The following is a 412-nucleotide window of genomic DNA, read 5'->3' as shown; positions in this document are numbered from 1 at the left end:
GAGTAGGACGTTGCCAGGCAATATTATTCCGCAGTAGCTCAGCGGTAGAGCTATCGGCTGTTAACCGATCGGTCGTAGGTTCGATTCCTACCTGCGGAGCCATTGGAGAGCTGTCCGAGTTGGCCGAAGGAGCACGATTGGAAATCGTGTATACGTCACAAGCGTATCAAGGGTTCGAATCCCTTGCTCTCCGCCATAAGGAATTTATAATATTTGGCCCGTTGGTCAAGTGGTTAAGACACCGCCCTTTCACGGCGGTAACACGGGTTCGAATCCCGTACGGGTCACCACTTTTGGAGGATTAGCTCAGCTGGGAGAGCACCTGCCTTACAAGCAGGGGGTCGGCGGTTCGATCCCGTCATCCTCCACCATATATGTCGGAGGGGTAGCGAAGTGGCTAAACGCGGCGGAC

At 54.4% G+C, this 412-nt stretch carries 4 tRNA genes; all 4 read left to right on the top strand.

From position 1 onward, the window contains the following. Positions 1-27 precede the first annotated feature (27 nt). The 4 genes from B5P40_RS28960 to B5P40_RS28945 all read left to right on the top strand — a co-directional run bounded on the left by B5P40_RS28960 (position 28) and on the right by B5P40_RS28945 (position 371). A tRNA-Asn gene (locus tag B5P40_RS28960) sits at positions 28-102 on the top strand. A 2-nt stretch (positions 103-104) separates the two neighbouring features. Then, a tRNA-Ser gene (locus B5P40_RS28955) sits at positions 105-196 on the top strand. A 19-nt stretch (positions 197-215) separates the two neighbouring features. Beyond that, positions 216-290, top strand: a tRNA-Glu gene (locus B5P40_RS28950). 5 nt (positions 291-295) lie between these two features. After that, positions 296-371: transfer RNA gene (locus B5P40_RS28945), tRNA-Val, on the top strand. Positions 372-412: the final 41 nt, after the last annotated feature.

It is taken from the genome of Bacillus sp. SRB_8 (genome assembly GCF_003264205.1).
GTDB lineage: Bacteria > Bacillota > Bacilli > Bacillales > Bacillaceae_G > Bacillus_A > Bacillus_A mycoides.
This window is presented reverse-complemented; position numbering and strand designations above follow the sequence as displayed.